The sequence below is a fragment of the Deltaproteobacteria bacterium genome (assembly GCA_026129095.1).
GTDB lineage: Bacteria > JAGRBM01 > JAGRBM01 > JAGRBM01 > JAHCIT01 > JAHCIT01.
In genome coordinates, this window is sequence record JAHCIT010000002.1 from 470,303 (window position 1) to 484,134 (window position 13,832).

Consider the following 13,832-nt stretch of genomic DNA (forward strand, 5'->3'; position numbering starts at 1 on the left):
CACAGAACCATGTCGTTCATCAACTACAGCTCCCGTGAGATCAACTGCAAGATCGTCTATTACGGTCCGGGGTTGTGCGGAAAGACAACCAATCTCCAGCACATCTACGACAAGTCCAATCCTGAAGCGAAGGGCAAGATGATCTCCCTCGCCACGGAAACCGAGCGGACGCTGTTTTTCGATTTCCTTCCGCTCTCGCTCGGCGAGATTCGCGGTTTCAAGACTCGCTTTCACCTCTACACGGTTCCTGGGCAGGTATTCTACGACGCCTCGCGCAAGCTGATCCTGAAGGGTGTGGATGGCGTCATTTTTGTCGCCGACAGCCAAGTGGAGCGCATGGAGGCAAACATCGAATCGGTCGAGAACCTGAAGCAGAATCTCGCCGAACAGGGCTACGACCTCGCCAAGATTCCCTATGTCATGCAGTGGAACAAGAGAGACCTTCCCAACGCCGCGCCGGTGGAGGAACTCCAGAAGCTTCTCAACCACCTGAATGTGCCGGCTTTCGAAGCCTGTGCATCCAAGGGCACTGGTGTGTTTGAAACGCTCAAAGCAAATGCCAAACTGGTCCTTACGGAACTGAAAAAGGGCAAATAGCCCTCCGTTTCCCCTTCCCGCTCCGGAGCGGCTAGGATTCCCCACACGGGTTCCCCCCTGTCCCACAGGAACCAGTACGAGGGCATTTCATGGATATTACCAACGTTATCAGCGCACTGTTAAGCGAAATGCAGCGGATCTCCTCGTCCGAGACTGTTGTCGGGAAACCCATACGCGTCGGCGATGCCACCATCATCCCGATCAGCAAGCTGGGGCTAGGCTTTGGTGCTGGTGTGGCAGACGCCAGGGGCAGCCGGGCGCAGACCACCGACGGCGCAATGGGCGGGGCGGGGGCCGGTGGCGGTATTTCAGTCGATCCGCAGGCATTCATCGTTGTGGACAAGGACGGACAGGCACAACTCCTGTCGCTCCAGCAATCGAAAGAGTCGGTGCTGACCCGTGCCATCGAACTGCTCCCGCAGGTCGTTGAAAAGGTCGCAGACGCTACCGCCAATGCATCAAGCCGGCTGCTGGATCGTGCCGCTCCGGAGCCCGCGCTCCCGCAGGCGGCCGTCCGCACGGAAAAATCCGGCAAGACGAAAAACTGACTCCGCATGGAACTGACTGGCTGGATCGCTCCGCTGATAATTGCCGGAGCGGCCGTTGCTGCTGTGTGTACCGCCATTGCCGTCTGGCTGTGGCGGACTCCACTGTCCATAGGTGGAAGATTGGCAGGAGGACTGGAGCGTGCTCTCGATGTGGAAGGTGAGGTCCGTTTTCATCCCTTCTGGATCAGGGCGGTACCGTCCGGGGGACAGGTTATCCTGTCAGCCGGTTTTCACTCACGGACGCTCTGGAGCGGACCACTACCCATACAAAGGGAAAGCCCGCCCTTTGCAGAGCAGGTCGACAAAGCTGGCAGGAATCTGAAAAAATCCGCCGATATTCTCGGCTTCCTCAACCGTCACTGGGGTCTTGGCAACATTGCCCTGCTTCTTCTGTCCTTTCGCCGGTTCATCCGGACCGGCAGACTGGAGGGTTATATTGAATACGGCGCCGAAGACCCCGCGATCACGGGCAGGCTGTTTGGCTATCAGTGCTCGGTCGCCTACCTGTTGCCAGAGCTGCCGGACTTCCGGGTGATCCCCGTGTGGAAATTCCGGACCTGGTTTGAAATCGACATGCGGCTGCTGGCCGATCTCCATGTCGCCCGGATGGCTGTGGCCATTTTGTGGTTCGGTATCACCCGGTTCCGCCTGAAACCACCTGCCAGCCCGCAGCCGGAGTCAGCCCCCAGAATTGCCGGGGTGGAATACCCTCATGCCGCCTGAACATTTTCCCCGTTATGCTACCCACGAGGAATTCATCGCAGGCAGGTGCATGGAAGTAGAAGGCAGCCGCCTGGTGCCGGTTTCACGAATCGCGGTATCAGCCGGTGGAAGTGGCATGGCCAATAGCCATTTGGGTGGGATTGGTGGCTCGGCAAAAACCGAGGTGATCGGCACCTGGGTAGTGGACCAGGCCGGCACGGAGCGATGGCTTCCGGCCACCCCCGTACCGCCGGGACCTGAAGGCACATGGAACGACTGGCTCGCCGCCCGCCCGGAACTGGTCCAGGCAGTCAGAACCGCACTCGCTACTTTTTCCCGGGAACGCGAACGATGATTTCGAGATTGACCAGGTCGGAGATTTCGGGCTGCTGGACAGTCAGGTTAATCTGATCCAGCGCATCCAGCGTGACCGACTTCCACTCCGACGGATCCCCGGCAAGGATACCGAGCGTGTTGTACCAGCGGGTCTGGTATTCGAATTCCTGTTTTTTCCGTGAAAAGTTCTCAAACAGAATCACATGGGTCCGAACATCTCCAGACTCTTTGACCGTGGCAATGCTGACCTTGACTGCACGGGCAAGGTCACCGTCGTTACCTTCCGCATATAGCATCTTGCCGCCGAGATCGGACCGGTACCGGTTTGGAATGCGCGGATAGGAACAGGCGGTACCTGCAAGCACAAGAGAAAGCATCAGTGTGGTTCTGGTGATACGTTTCATTAGTTACCGGGTCAGCTCCCTGAACATCGATTTTACTGCACCGGGAATCACTCCGAGCCGGTTGGGAATGGTCCGCCGGGTGCGTTTTACAACCTTGCCGGTCCTGGAGTCGATGAAACTGGCCGTCACCTGCAGGTCCTGGCCTACCACGGCGGCCGATCCATAAATGACATTGCTGGCACCGACAAGCTGGCCGATGTTCGCCATGCAGTTTTCGTTGTCGCAACCAAGCATCTGCTGCAAAGCGGCGGCGGTCAGCATCGCCTTGGCGTCGGCCTCGGTAATGACGTTATAGGTTCCGGACTCGCTGGCGGCGGTCAGGAATGCGTCCAGAACGGCGGTTCGCACATTATCGATACTGTCCGACCCTCCGATACCGCTGATAAAAATCTTGGGGAGTGCCGACGTGTCGCCCTGACCCTTGTCCCGCTCCTGAACCGCCTTGAAAACATTATCCAGAATGACGACAGCTGTATTGTGTGCGAGCGGTCCCTGTGCGTTCCTGTGATCCCGCGCGTTCAGGCCTCCGAAGATAGGTGCCCGGACTTCCAGTATCTCGGAAAACTCCCATGTCTTGACCGGTTTGCCATAGTCGAACAGCTCATATGTGCCATTAACATGATATGACTGCGATGGGCCTTTTCGCTCATTCTGGAGATCCTTGAGCATCACGCGGACCACCCACCGTTCGTTTTCAAACTTGCTGGGCGGCCCCTCGCAATCGCTCCGGTAGTTACATGCATCGACACGGCTCGAGTCGAACGCCTTATCAAATACATCCTTGAATGCGCGGTTCCAGAAGTCGGCTTCACCCGCTGTCCCGTAATAGGGCCAGATCACTATCGAATCCGTGCCTTTTTCAGCCGGAACCATGGCCTGCCGTTCTGGCGTCAGCACTTCCAGTTTGCTCTCGGAAAACAGCTCGGAGTTGAACCCCGCCCATACCGGTTTCACCGCCAGTGTAATGGCAACAAGCAGTCCGATACCCACCTTGCAAGAAACGACCGATTTCATACCCGTATCTCCCTAGCCCGGATTGCTCCCAGATGTGTCCGGATGTCCTTAGCCGCACGGCTCTATATTGCCAAGCTGACGATCATATTCGTGTGGATCTACATGCAGCACAAAAGAAAACCGCCGCCCTTTTGTGAAGGGCGGCGGTCCCGTTTAGACAGGCTTGCGCCAGATTACAGCTTGACGCGAACAGCCTTGCCCGTGATGGTCACGCATTCACGGTTGTAGACCAGATAGTCCGTCTTGTCCGACTTGGAACGGGTCGGGAGAATGAAGTCAGCGCCCTTGAAGGCTTCAATGGCGTTGTACTTGGCGGCCGATGTAGCCGATGGGCCACCGCCGAACAGGCCCTTCAGCATGTCCGCGAAGCTCGTGCCACCCTGGCCGACGCTCACCGTTTCAAGGGTTCCGACCTTGGCTTCGCCCTCAAGGGTAATGAAACCAAAGAGCAGGGCCTTGCAGGCCTGTCCCTGGGTATCGCCCACGAGTTCGTAGTCCGTGCCTTTCTTCCACTTCTCAAAGTCAAAGCCACCGACACCGATCGTCGGATTGGAATTGGCATAGGAAGCGCATCCAGCGCTCAGTGCCAGGGCCGCGAAAGCAAATGCAAACTTCTTCATAGTAACTCTCTCTCCTTCAGGTTTAACCTGTTTTCCCGCAGGTTAAGGGTTTGGTTTAGGTTGGCGACTATATCTATCATTCAACACGAACGTCAACGAAAAACTGCTAAACCGTCGCTTTTGTGCCCGCCAATCGGGTTGAATGAACGGGTCTTAATGCTTGGCATGGGCCTGATGACGCAATGCAAAGAGGTATTAGCCCGCCTTGATTTTCCGTGCCCGCGCGGAGAAATCTCCTGTTCTGTGCGATAACAGCCGTGTGGGGCTGGCCATGGTTTGGGTAAACAAAGGGGACTGGGAACATGCCGTCTTTCGACGTGGTCAGTGAAGTAAACCTTCAGGAACTGGATAACGCCCTCAACCAGGCAAGGAAGGAACTCCAGCAGCGGTTCGACCTGAAGGACACGCATAGCGAGATCAAGGACGACCAGAAGGAAAAGCTGATCACCATCACCTCCGACAGTGATTTTACGCTCAAGCAGGTCACATCGATTCTCGAGAACAAGCTCGCGAAGCGGAATGTGCCGCTTGAGAACCTCGACTACCAGCCGGTCGAAAATGCCGCCGGTTCGTCGGTACGGCAGAAAATCAGGATCAAGACCGGTATCGAAAAGGAACCGGCCAAGGAGATCGTGAAGGCGATCAAGGATTCAGGGCTCAAGGTTCAGGCGGCCATCCAGGACAACCAGGTCCGTGTGACCGGCAAGAAAAAGGATGATCTTCAGGCCGTCATGCAGTTGCTTCGGGAGCGCAAGTTCGGCCTTTCACTCCAGTTCACCAATTTCCGTGACTGACCCGGCCCGGGGCGCCGGCTGGTCCAGTCCGCAACCCGAACGACGGTAATCATCCGCCAGTGACACTCTTTGCACTTCAGCCTCACCGGATCGTCATCGCCGGAGCCGGTTACGGAGGTCTTCACGCGGCCTGCGGCATTGCCAGACGTTTCGATCCGGACAGGGTGAGGCTCACGATCATTCAGCCGGGCAGCCGCTTTACAGACGTCTGCCGGTTGCACGAAATGTCGGTACGCCCGGTGAGCATCTCCTATGATCTGGCCGCTGCCCTCGTCCGGTTTCCACTCCAGTGGATTGATGGACAGGTGCAGGAGATCGACGCGGACAGCCAGATAGCCACCGTCGATTCCTATGGCCACCCCGTATCCGTCCCTTACGATACGCTGATTGTCGCCACCGGGTCAGTTTCCAGCGACTACGGCATACCGGGAGTGAAGGAATATGCCCTTCCCCTCAAGTCCCCGGATCACGCCGAGCGAATACGCGCAAAGCTCGACAGTCTCCGCCGCCGCAAGCCGCCCGCCCGTATTCTCATCGCTGGCGGCGGACTTACCGGCGTGGAACTGGCCGCCGAAATCGCCGATGAATGGAATTTGACCCCCGGTATCCGGCAGCCGGAACTGGTCCTGCTCGATGCGGCGGACCGGCTCCTTCCGGCATCCGGAAAGCGTGCCGCCGAATACGCCGCGCGGTATCTTCTTTCTCGCGGCATCAAAATCCGGCTCCGGACATCCATTGCTGGCGTCTATTCAAGCGGCATCGCCCTCAACACCGGAGAGCGTCTTGCGGCTGATGCTGTCATCTGGTGTGCAGGCGTACGCCCGCTCCCACTGCCGGGACTGGAAGCGCTGTACACTGGTCCGGGCGGACGAATACCGGTGAACGGGTTCCTGGAATCCGGGCAGGCGGGAATCTATGCCATTGGCGATCAGGCCGCGGTGAATGGACCAGATGGCGGCCTTTTGCCGCCGCGAGCGATGTATGCCTGCCAGATGGGCGACCAGGCAGCCGCCATCATCATGGCGCGGTTTTCCGGAAAACCCGCCCATCCGTTCCGCCCTGAAAATTCAGGCGAACTTACCTCTCTCGGGCACCGCGACGGCGTAGGATATGTATATGCAGGCGGGCGGAAAATGCTGGTTACCGGCAGGTCCGCTGCTGTCATGAAGTCGGTTTCCCTGCAGGTCCATCTGGTTCAGCTCATGGTGCGGGTTCGCGAGCCCATCCTCCCCGAAGGCGCCCTGCTGTCAGAGGCTGTCTCCCGGCTATGGCGGCTCAGGAAAAAATCATGAGCCGCCGGCGCATGACCAGACAGCCTCGTGGAACACGGCCCTGGATCAGCGCGATCCTCGCCACCAGTCTCGACGGAAAGATCACTACCGCCGAGGGAGGTCCTCCCCGTTTCCCGTCCAGGGCCGACAAGCGGCACCTGATGGAGCAGCGTGCCCGGGCCGACGCCGTTATTGTCGGTGGCGGAAGCATCCGTAACGAAAATCCGCGAATCGTCGTTGGAAGACGCTTCGAGCTGGATCGCTGCCGGCGCGGCCAGACGCCGCAGCCAATGGTTGCCATCGTGAGCGCTTCGGGCGATCTCGGTACCAATCCAAGATTTCTGGCCACTGCAGGCGAGCTCCGCCTTTACACAACCACCCGGGGCGCCCGCTACGCACAGTCACGGTATCAGAATGTACCGCTGAAAATCCGGGCCGTTCAGGAATCCCGGCCCGGAGAGCTGGACCTGACTGACATCATCGGTGAGCTGGATTCCTCCGGCATGCGGCGGATCCAGTGCGAAGGTGGCGGTGAGCTCGTTCAGCGGCTTCTCAGGCTTGATCTTCTGGATGAACTCGCACTTACCCTCTGCCCGGTTATCGTGGGAGGGCGTAATACGCCTTCGGCGGCCGGATTTACGGGTTTTGACTCGGCTGATATCCCCCGCTTCCAGCTGGTCAGCAGCCGCAGGATCGGGGATGAGCTTTACCTCACTTACCGCCGGCACCGCTGAGGCTTTTGCCTTCCAGGCAAGAATCGCCATCTGTTTGGGGTAAATTACCCACCATGCAGGGTATTTTCAGGGACAATCGGCCGAGAACTGGTTCGTCTCGTAAGGGGGAGGGGATGAGGGAGGAGGAGCGTTGCAGCGAAGCAGAAGCTTCTAGGTGGGCTTTATTTGCTCAGGCAGGATGTTTTGAAGTCTAACGCTCCCCCTCCTCGGGGGGTATAACTGCCAAATAGAAAGCACTATTCGTGCCAAATCCGGAGTAACGTGGTTACGGCGACTTAGCGCGTCATTAGCATTGCCACGATGCGCCAATTTAGCGCACCGCTCCATGCTCGATCAGATAAAAGATTCCAAGTTGGAACACCGTGTCATTTCGGCGAACAAAAAATGTGATAAAATTCACGTTTTATTGTTGCGTGTATCAACAATGTAGTTATAATAGGTTTTAATAAACTGAATTTGGCCTACGATTATAGATAGTTAGAGGCCATTTCCTCTGGAACCCCCAGATGTTGCTCATGTGCTGGCAAAAGCTAATTATCTGATTTTATTAATATATTTTCTGGGCGATTGATGACTATAGGTTCGACACAGGGAGTCAAAAAAACGACTGTTGTCAGTTTTCCGACGCAGGGCGTAAACGCATGGATGAGGGACTGCCTAATCCGGTCGGCTGTACAGCCAGTTAATTGAGCATCGGCTCATCCAAGCTGCGCTGGTTTCGTTAGAGGGTCTTAATATGGGGAAAACACCGGAATACCGGAGCGGGGGAGAATAGAGAACCGAGCGCATGTCCAACTTTGTCGAATCGGCCCTGCATTCACTCAAGCAGTCGGGGTTCCGTCTGACCGAACAACGGCGGGCAGTGCTGGAAGTGCTGGCTAATGCCCGAATCCCGCTGACGCCGACGGAAGTCCACCAGCGGATCAAGGGCCGCGGCCGGTCCATGGATCTTGTGAGCGTTTACCGGATTCTGGAAACCTTCGAACAGAACGGCCTCGTCCATCATGTTTTGGCAGGCAACACCTACAAGGCCTGCTCGCACTATTTCGATTCCGGCGACAAGCGCCATAGCCACGATCACGACCGCGCCCATGAGGGCCACCACTGCCATCACCTGGCGATCTGTACGCAGTGCGGGAAATCGTACGAGTTTGCCTGCCCGGAACTTGCCGCCATCGCCAGCCAGGTCTCCCAGCAGAGTGGTATCCAGATCAGCAAGCACATCCTCGAGCTTCAGGGAACCTGCAAAACCTGCCAGCCGGGTTAGGGCAGCAACTCTTGTCCTTAGCTAACCCCGGCGCCAAAAAATCCGCGAGATGTTTAGAACCCTCGGCCCATTGGCCGACTGCGGCTATTTGTGGCGAGGAGTGCTGAAGCAAAGCAGAATCTATTTCTTAAAAAATATATCGCTAATATTGCATCCCATGTTTTATGTGCTAATTACCCGTTTCAAACAACGAAGGACGGCAAAATAGATGCTTTCCGGCAAGGATAACAAATGCGTTTAAAGTCGATCGGATTTTCTGTTATTGGAATTATTTTTATAATTTCTGCATGTGGTGGAGGGTCAGGAAGTCGGCAGACGAGCGGAATCTGCGCCAACAATACCGACCCATTGAACGAAACAGACATGTGCGGGATTCTGAACATTACCTATCAATTCCTGGAGACCATTCCCCCGGGCCTATCCGATGAGAGGATAGACGCTGCAGCTATTGATCTCTTTTGTTTGGATCTGGCCGGAGGTGAAGCTCCGATTACAGACGAGGATGTACTTGACGATGATATTTCATGTACCGATCTGCTGACCGGAAATGATTTAATCGAATGCCGGATATATGCGACATACAATGGAACCGTCGAAGCGGCGAAGGCTCGACACTGGAGTGTTCTCGCTGAAGTTGTGGATTTTGACTTCGTAATTACCGATGGAATTGCACATGACGTTGATTCAGCCACGGAATACTGTGACGAAATCGCTGATGTGCTTGAAAATAGTGATTACACAGTCAACGCCGAGGCGCTGGAGCCCTAGTTTTTTACCCATCTGGTTTTCAGGCTTATCTCACCGCAATAGGCGTAGCTGGGGGTTCGTTTCGGATCCCCGGCAATTTTCCATTGTACTTGGTATAAACCGGTTTCAGCTTTGAGCTTTTCGCTGGTGTACATTCGGCCTGGATGAGCTTTGCGCTTTTCGATAGCGACGACCCTCACGTCATCAGCCTGTCGGTCCATGATGTGATCTCCCTGGCGTCCGAAAGCACGGCGCGGCCGACAACTCCCGCCTTCGCCCGCGCACGCCTCGGCCAGGAAGTTCACAGCCGCTACCAGAAGGAAACAGCCGGCCGGCCCGGATTCCGTAAGGAAGTGGCCGTGAGCCACGAAACCAGCATCCGGGGTTTCACCCTGAAAATCGACGGCCGGATCGATGTGGTGATCGAGCGGCCCGAAGGCACGATCATCGAGGAGATCAAGTCGGTCTTCCTCACGGCGGCAGAGATGTCGGGCCTCGCTTCCGGTGAACTTTCCGGCTGGGCTGACCAGGTTCGTCTGTACCGGTGGATGTGGCGCATGTGCGGGCGGGGTGATGCCGACGCAACCCTTGTTCTCGTTTCGCTGCTCGACGGCACCAGCCGGATAATCCCAATTGCGGAATCCGGTGCCGACCTGGACCGGCATATCTGCGCCTTGCTGGACCGGGTCATCCGGAAGATCGAGGCATCGCTGGAAACCGCCACTCGCCGGCGAAGCCTCGCGGCACGCCTCCGGTTTCCGTTTCCAGACTACCGGCTGCGGCAGGATGATCTCGCGAAAACCATACAAAGTACGGCGAGAACAGGCGGCACACTGATCGTCGAGGCACCCACCGGGCTCGGCAAAACAGCAGCGTCACTCTGGGGATCGCTCGCCTCCGCTCTCGTACAGAACTGCAAGGTCTTTTTTGTCACTGCCAAGGGAACCCAGCAGAAAATGGCGCTGGAAACGGTCGCGAAGATCCGCGAAGTCTCCGGGCTTGAATCCGAAGACCCCCTCCGGATCGTGCAAATCCGGGCCAAGGAAAAGATGTGCCTGAATGACACGGTAATCTGTGATCCGGAGTTCTGCCCATATCTGAAAAACTACGGCGAGCGGATGGCGGAACTGGATTTCCCCGCCAAGCTGCTGGAGCATGGCGTCATCACTGGCGACCTGCTGCTGGACAAGGGACACGAACACACACTTTGCCCGTTCGAGATGTCACTCGATCTCGCCTGGGAATCGGAAGCGGTCGTCTGCGACTATAACTATGCCTTTGATCCCGGTGTGATGCTGGCTGAGCTGGCCGATCCCGATCTCGCTGCCCGTTCGATCCTTATTGTTGATGAGGCCCACGCACTACCTGCCCGGGCACGCGGATACCGGTCGCCCGTACTCGCTGCATCGGAGCTGGAGCAGCTGGCCACGAACATCCTTTCGCCACGTCCTGAAGAGCCGGTGCGGCAGGGCCGGCTGAAGCGCGGTGCAGACCGGGCACCAGGGCTTTTTGACTCCCCGCTCGACCGTCTTGTGCAGTCATCCGCCGCACGGGAACTGTCGGCAAGTCTCATGAGTCTTGCCCGCCTGGTCCGCGACCCCGAAAGCTGCGGTGTCGAGGATCCCGGTAACCGGGGGAACTATATCGCCCGGCCGGAAGCAGACACTTTTCAGACAGTCATGCGCCAGATCGAGCAGACATTTCTTTCATACCTTGTCGAGCGAAAACGCCAGACGGTAGTCAGACCCCACGATCCGGCCGTAGACGCCTTCGCCATGGCGTCGAAGTTCGTCCGGACGCTCGCCGACGCCGGCAACGAAACCCGTGCCCTGTGGACTCCCGACAGCGGCGGCCAGATATCACTGTACTGTCTTGATGCCTCACGGTTTCTTTCCGGCCGGTGGGACTCCGTAGCAGCATCGGTTCTCATGTCCGGCACACTCTCTCCAATGGACTATTTCCGGGAAATACTGGGGCTTCCGGAAACAGCCGAAACGATTCAGCTTCCTTCTCCTTTTCCATCCGGAAACCTCACGGTTGAAGTGGATGCGAATCTGTCCACCGCATGGCGCGACCGGTCGCGCACGCTGCCAGAGATCGGCCGCCGTTTGCGGGAGTTTCTCGCACGCCCCGGAAACCGGGTGGTCTACGCCCCCAGCTTCGACTACCTCGCCAGCCTTCACGATGCGACAGGACCGATCCCGGACAAGCGCTTTTTGTTCCAGACCGAACGGATGGACGATGCCAGCCGCGAGCGGTTTCTCCGCGATCTGGCCGCGCGGTCGGGAGATATTGTGCTGTGGGCGGTATTGGGTGGCATTTTCGCCGAGGGCGTGGATTTGCCCGGCGAGCATCTCGTGGGTGCCGCCATCATCGGGCCGGGCCTGCCGAAGCCGGGCCCTGAACAGGAGCTGGAAAAGTCTTACTGGGAGGAAAAATCCCCTGGCAGCGGATTCGAGCATGCTTACCTGTATCCCGGAATGATCCGTGTGATTCAGTCCGCAGGACGGCTGATCCGTTCGGAAACGGACAAGGGCGAACTCCTGCTCATCGACAGGCGGTTCGGGCAGCGTAACTACCGTCGGCTCTTTCCTTCTTGGTGGGAAGCCGGAGGACCCGGTCCGGAGCCGGAATAAGCCCGTTCAGTTCACCGGTTTGGCGAGCTGGAGGATGCCAGCAGGAAGCTGGGTACGCTGGGCGCGGACAACCGTACGGTTCACCACCAGTTCACGTGTATCACGCAGTTCCGCGGTAGCAGTTCCACGGATCCATGCCTGGATGACCGATGGAACCACCTGTTGCGGACCGTCCAGTGGCGAAACATAGCCCAGCGCCGCTCCCGCATCGACTGCCTCGCGGCTGAGTGCAAACAGCAGGAGCCCCTGCTGTACTGCCTGGTCCGAAAGTTTCCCCACAACGTCAGGTGCCAAATCCGGTGCGAGCAGTACGACCGTCTCGCGAGTGCCATCCGGCAACTGGCCCTTGGGAACCCGTTCAGTCTTTACCGCACCGAGGCTCCTCTCCAGTTCGCCGGCCCATCCGGAATCAAACTGTCCCAGCATTACCACTGGTGCGCCGGGCTTGCTCGCCAGCAAAACCCGTCCCAGCACTGCCGGCTCGGGAAGTCCGCCCACCACGAGCCGAAGTCCCCGCCGGGCTTCACCCGGATCAGTGACCTTGCCGGCCGGATTCCAGTCGATAACCGGAATCCGGCTGAGTTGAAGCAGGTTCCGGAGCGGGCTCGTTGCCGGATGACCGCCCAGAACGTACAGATCGCTCCGGGGTTCGATCGGGAGCGCATCTTTCCCCCTGACGGAGATTTCATATCCGCCCGCCGCCACCAATGAACGCAACCGCTCCGCATCGGCACCAGCAGCAGCCACAACCACCTTCGTGGGCCCGGGACGGACAACTGCCGACGTGGGCAGGTTGCGATAAAGCCGGTACATGGCGCTGCCACCGCCCGAAGGCACTCCTTCCAGATTGGTAATGACAATCCGGAACGAATGGCGGCGGGTCCCGACACCAGTCCACCGGCTGATCGAGTAGCCGGAAAGCGGAAACTGCCCGCGAAACCGCTCAGGTGGATTCGGATCAGGTCCATCACGCAGAAAGGCATTGTTTTCGAGCTTGAGTCCCGGCTCGAAATCCAGGAAATTGAACTGGTACAGGCCCCGCCCGGACAGGGTGAACCATTCCTCCTTGCCGTAGGGAATGAACACGCCCTCGGGCGCACTGTTGCCCGTGATGGGCCGTCCTGCCGGCTCGGCGGCTGTCGAAAAGGTAACGCCTTTCAGGTCCAGGTAGTCGACGCCAACAATTGCAGAAAGATCGTCCAGCAGCGCATTCACCGCCACCGAAAGCTGGAACGACACCTGCGCCTCAAACATGCGGGCCGAGATATCGAAACGGGCATACATGGTCGTCAGGGGAATTGGGCCCAGATCGAAGTAAAGCTCCACGTAGCGGATAACCCGGATAGGACCGGCGCGGTAGCCCAGCAATTTGCTGCGGAACTCGTCCTCGTTTCGGGTCAGCGTGAGCATCGTCCCGAGTGTGCGCGCCTTGACCCGGATCCGCATGCCGTCGGCGATGGTTTCGTCAGTCCGGCCGGTCAGATCCCGGTAAATCACATCATCGAAAACGAGCGGGTTATCCTTGCGGTACCGTATGGTCCATGCGGATGAGGAAACATGGTCCCGTGCCGCGTCGTAGGTCACATAGGTCCGGGCAGAAAGAGGCGGCGGATTACCAAAACGTGCTGCATAGACGTAGCCAAGCCGCCCGTCCGGGTGGGCAACGAGCAGTTCCAGCACATCCTGGGCACCTGTCGGCCATCGTTCCGGAGCAAGCCGTGGACCACAATCCCGTATCATGAACAGGAGTTCGTCTGCCCTGCCGATACGATCGGATATTCTTGTGGGGTCCGAATCCCACGCATACTGTTTCCCATCAGGACGGGAATCGACCTGGAACGGGATAATTTCGACCTTGCCTTCCGGTGCCGCAAAGAGGCGCAATTCCGCAACCGGCGCGCCCACCAGGGCATCCAGCCGTTCGCCCGGAACCGTCATGTACAGTGTGCTGGAACCGACATCCGAAAAGACAGGCAGGAAAGCCTTGGCCGGCGGAACATTCAGCCACAAGCCTGCAACCATCACAATGGCCGCCATCTTGCCGGGCCCACCGAAGGATATGCCAGAAAGCCGGTTCATTACTGCTTGAAACCCCAGCCTACGACAGACAGATACCTGCCATCGACGCTCATTTTACCACGTCATGGCCCGTTACGTCTTGG

Annotated in this window: 14 protein-coding genes; 10 read left to right on the forward strand and 4 right to left on the reverse strand. The window is 57.9% G+C overall.

What is annotated here, in order from left to right:
* Window positions 1-9 precede the first annotated feature (9 nt).
* The 4 genes from KIT79_04540 to KIT79_04555 all read left to right on the forward strand — a co-directional run bounded on the left by KIT79_04540 (window position 10) and on the right by KIT79_04555 (window position 2,202).
* On the forward strand, window positions 10-597 hold the full coding sequence (locus tag KIT79_04540) for a gliding-motility protein MglA (protein MCW5828568.1): 588 nt from the start codon (window positions 10-12) through the stop codon (window positions 595-597).
* An 89-nt stretch (window positions 598-686) separates the two neighbouring features.
* Complete coding sequence (locus tag KIT79_04545; GenBank protein ID MCW5828569.1) at window positions 687-1,145, forward strand: hypothetical protein; 459 nt, start codon at window positions 687-689, stop codon at window positions 1,143-1,145.
* Window positions 1,146-1,151: 6 nt separating this feature from the next.
* Entirely contained in the window at window positions 1,152-1,868 is a 717-nt protein-coding gene (locus KIT79_04550) for a DUF2953 domain-containing protein (protein MCW5828570.1), read from the forward strand.
* On the forward strand, window positions 1,858-2,202 hold the full coding sequence (locus tag KIT79_04555; protein MCW5828571.1) for a hypothetical protein: 345 nt from the start codon (window positions 1,858-1,860) through the stop codon (window positions 2,200-2,202). Before KIT79_04550 ends, KIT79_04555 begins: the two co-directional genes overlap by 11 nt.
* On the opposite strand, the gene KIT79_04560 is transcribed toward KIT79_04555, so the two are convergent.
* The 3 genes from KIT79_04560 to KIT79_04570 all read right to left on the reverse strand — a co-directional run bounded on the left by KIT79_04560 (window position 2,174) and on the right by KIT79_04570 (window position 4,221).
* Window positions 2,174-2,587: a DUF1425 domain-containing protein gene (locus KIT79_04560; GenBank protein MCW5828572.1), complete on the reverse strand. Its 414-nt coding sequence runs from the start codon at window positions 2,585-2,587 to the stop codon at window positions 2,174-2,176. The two genes, KIT79_04555 and KIT79_04560, sit on opposite strands and share 29 nt — an antisense overlap.
* A gap of 3 nt (window positions 2,588-2,590) precedes the next feature.
* Entirely contained in the window at window positions 2,591-3,601 is a 1,011-nt protein-coding gene (locus tag KIT79_04565; GenBank protein ID MCW5828573.1) for a hypothetical protein, read from the reverse strand.
* Window positions 3,602-3,774: 173 nt separating this feature from the next.
* The gene (locus tag KIT79_04570) at window positions 3,775-4,221 is read right to left on the reverse strand and encodes a hypothetical protein (GenBank protein ID MCW5828574.1); all 447 of its coding nucleotides are present in this window, start codon (window positions 4,219-4,221) and stop codon (window positions 3,775-3,777) included.
* 302 nt (window positions 4,222-4,523) lie between these two features.
* Between KIT79_04570 and KIT79_04575 the strand changes: the two genes are divergently transcribed.
* From KIT79_04575 to KIT79_04600, 6 genes are all read left to right on the forward strand, one after another.
* Complete coding sequence (locus tag KIT79_04575) at window positions 4,524-5,015, forward strand: YajQ family cyclic di-GMP-binding protein (GenBank protein MCW5828575.1); 492 nt, start codon at window positions 4,524-4,526, stop codon at window positions 5,013-5,015.
* Between the two features lie 59 nt (window positions 5,016-5,074).
* On the forward strand, window positions 5,075-6,307 hold the full coding sequence (locus KIT79_04580; protein ID MCW5828576.1) for an FAD-dependent oxidoreductase: 1,233 nt from the start codon (window positions 5,075-5,077) through the stop codon (window positions 6,305-6,307).
* The gene (locus KIT79_04585; protein ID MCW5828577.1) at window positions 6,304-7,020 is read left to right on the forward strand and encodes a RibD family protein; all 717 of its coding nucleotides are present in this window, start codon (window positions 6,304-6,306) and stop codon (window positions 7,018-7,020) included. The genes KIT79_04580 and KIT79_04585 overlap by 4 nt, the downstream gene beginning before the upstream one ends.
* Before the next feature lie 787 nt (window positions 7,021-7,807).
* Window positions 7,808-8,287: a transcriptional repressor gene (locus KIT79_04590; protein MCW5828578.1), complete on the forward strand. Its 480-nt coding sequence runs from the start codon at window positions 7,808-7,810 to the stop codon at window positions 8,285-8,287.
* A gap of 231 nt (window positions 8,288-8,518) precedes the next feature.
* On the forward strand, window positions 8,519-9,055 hold the full coding sequence (locus KIT79_04595; GenBank protein ID MCW5828579.1) for a hypothetical protein: 537 nt from the start codon (window positions 8,519-8,521) through the stop codon (window positions 9,053-9,055).
* A gap of 143 nt (window positions 9,056-9,198) precedes the next feature.
* Window positions 9,199-11,670: an ATP-dependent DNA helicase gene (locus KIT79_04600; GenBank protein MCW5828580.1), complete on the forward strand. Its 2,472-nt coding sequence runs from the start codon at window positions 9,199-9,201 to the stop codon at window positions 11,668-11,670.
* A 6-nt stretch (window positions 11,671-11,676) separates the two neighbouring features.
* Here KIT79_04600 and KIT79_04605 read toward each other — a convergent pair whose 3' ends face one another.
* Window positions 11,677-13,749 (reverse strand): hypothetical protein, encoded by a 2,073-nt coding sequence (locus tag KIT79_04605; GenBank protein MCW5828581.1) that lies wholly within the window; start codon window positions 13,747-13,749, stop codon window positions 11,677-11,679.
* Window positions 13,750-13,832: the final 83 nt, after the last annotated feature.